This is a genomic window from Bacillus sp. JJ1474 (assembly GCF_036965225.1).
Lineage (GTDB): Bacteria > Bacillota > Bacilli > Bacillales > Cytobacillaceae > Cytobacillus.
The window spans coordinates 8422-10425 of the sequence record NZ_JBALPC010000125.1 but is presented as its reverse complement, the minus strand read 5'-3'; the positions used below and the strand labels follow the sequence as shown (position 1 = coordinate 10425).

The 2004-nt window shown below is 35.4% G+C and carries 3 protein-coding genes; all 3 read left to right on the top strand.

Annotated features, from left to right (window positions below):
- Positions 1-138: 138 nt before the first annotated feature.
- A complete protein-coding gene (locus V7164_RS15975) occupies positions 139-771 on the top strand; it encodes an SCO family protein (RefSeq protein ID WP_335348042.1) in 633 nt (210 codons plus the stop codon).
- A gap of 2 nt (positions 772-773) precedes the next feature.
- A complete protein-coding gene (locus tag V7164_RS15970) occupies positions 774-1331 on the top strand; it encodes a hypothetical protein (RefSeq protein WP_335348048.1) in 558 nt (185 codons plus the stop codon).
- A 229-nt stretch (positions 1332-1560) separates the two neighbouring features.
- A partial coding sequence (locus V7164_RS15965) for a DUF3993 domain-containing protein (RefSeq protein ID WP_335354566.1) occupies positions 1561-2004 on the top strand: 444 nt, incomplete at its 3' end.

Here is a 2004-nt window from a genome sequence, read left to right as displayed (position 1 = left end):
TCCTGTACGTCGGGGCTAGCCGCTGCAGCTGGACAATGATTGACAATTGAGATAGCTCATATGCAGGGCTATCTCTTTTTAATAAAAATTAAGAAAAAAACCAAAAAAAGCAAAATAATGATTTGGGAAGTGATTTCCGTGATCAAAAACCGGCATAATACAATTGCTATTATTGTTGTATTACTGTTTGGATGTGTGTTGTTTTTTATAGCGACAGATGGATTCCGAGCATTTACGGCAGAAACCGCGAGAGTGAATCAGCTAATGGAGGAAAAGCCCGTATTCCCTGATGTCACTTTGGAGGATAACAAAGGACGGAAATATTCAATTTCTGAGTTTAAAGATAAGTATGTATTCATAACGTTTCTTTATACATCATGTGCAACTGTCTGCCCCCAATTAGAAATGAATATGGCTCAAGTCTATGAATTGCTGCCAAGAAAATATATCGGGGAAGACATCGTTTTTTTGAGTATTAGCTTTGATCCGACTAGAGATGACCCAGCAACATTAGAAACATACAGAAAGGCTTTTAATAGTGATGGAGAAACTTGGAGGATGGCGAGAATACCTAATCAAGCTGAATTAGACTCCTTGCTGGAGAAATTTGGCGTCATTGTCATTCCTGATGGGCTTGGGAATTTCACTCATAATTCTGCATTTTATTTAGTTGATGAAAAAGGCCGTTTAGTTGATGTTATGGATTATACGAAGATTGAAGAAGCTGCTGCTAAGGTAACAAGCATTCTTGAAAATGAAGCGGGGGTGTAATGATGACACAAGTTATATATGCCTTACTGTTATATATTTTCCTGATGCTTCCTCCTGTAGCAAATTTAGTAGAATCCATCATGATTACACATATGCATATGCAGATGCCCCTGCTTGTGATCTCAGGATTTTTTATGGCACGTTTTTTTCAATTGCGGTTTCCTCGTTTTTTCGAAAAGTGGAATAGTAATGGTATACCGGGAATTATTTTATTTATGGTTATAGCTATATATTGGACAATACCACGAACAATGGATGAGGCCTTGACGATACAAAGTGTAGAAATTTTTAAATTTATCAGTTTGCCTTTCTTAGCGGGAGTTCCACTTAGAGATAGTTGGAAAAAGCTCAGTTCGACTGGAAAAAACGTTATTATTATCATTTTTACAATTAAGTATTTTGGGATGGGTTTTTTATACATTTGGTCACCTGACCAATTATGCAATAATTATTTATTAATTGATCAATTAACCCTTGGATGGGGGTTTTTGACAACGGCTATTGCACTGTTAATTTATTTGGTGTACAAACATTTTGTTGACCCTTCAGAATATGAATAAGATGAAGAAGGTGGATTTTATATCAACAAACCAATGTAAAAAATACTCATAATCCAAATGCTTATCAACAGCTTTGGGTTCTGGGTATTTTTTGTCTAATGAAGGGGCTTTTCGTGTTTTTAAGCTTTTTCCTGTCAGAATCTGCAGTTATTTTGCGAACAAAAACATCGTTCTGTCCCTTTGTTTGTTGATAAAATGAGAATTATTAAGAAATGAAGGGGACGATAGAATGATCAGGCTTATCAGTAAAATACTTCCAATAATTGTTGCGATAGCTTTCATTTTTCCAACGATAACGAAAGCTGAGAAGATGTTATCCAATCGTGAAGATGTTTTTGCTTTTGTCCAAGCTGCCTATCAAGCTCAGCTTTCACTTGGTGAAAAACCTAGGACAGTGGAGGAAATTGATAAAATATTGTCTCCATATTTTACTGAAGAAGCAAAAAGGATTTTTTTAGAGGAAAACCTTTTCTCAGAAAATAGTTTGTATATTACATATGGAACTGATTTCCCATTTTATTATATTCCCTACTTTAGCTTTACAGATGAAACGAAGCTAGTCTCGCACGAAAATGAAAAGTATTTTTTTGAGTTTTTCCCTGAGATGGATGAAGGTCCTGTTTCTTATGAAAGCCATTATGAAGGCTTATTATTAACAGTGAGTGATGGTGGT

Bases quoted from the DNA above. Each gene is read 5' to 3' on its own strand.
- V7164_RS15970 (WP_335348048.1), top strand. From the start codon at position 774: ATGACACAAGTTATATATGCCTTACTGTTATATATTTTCCTGATGCTT.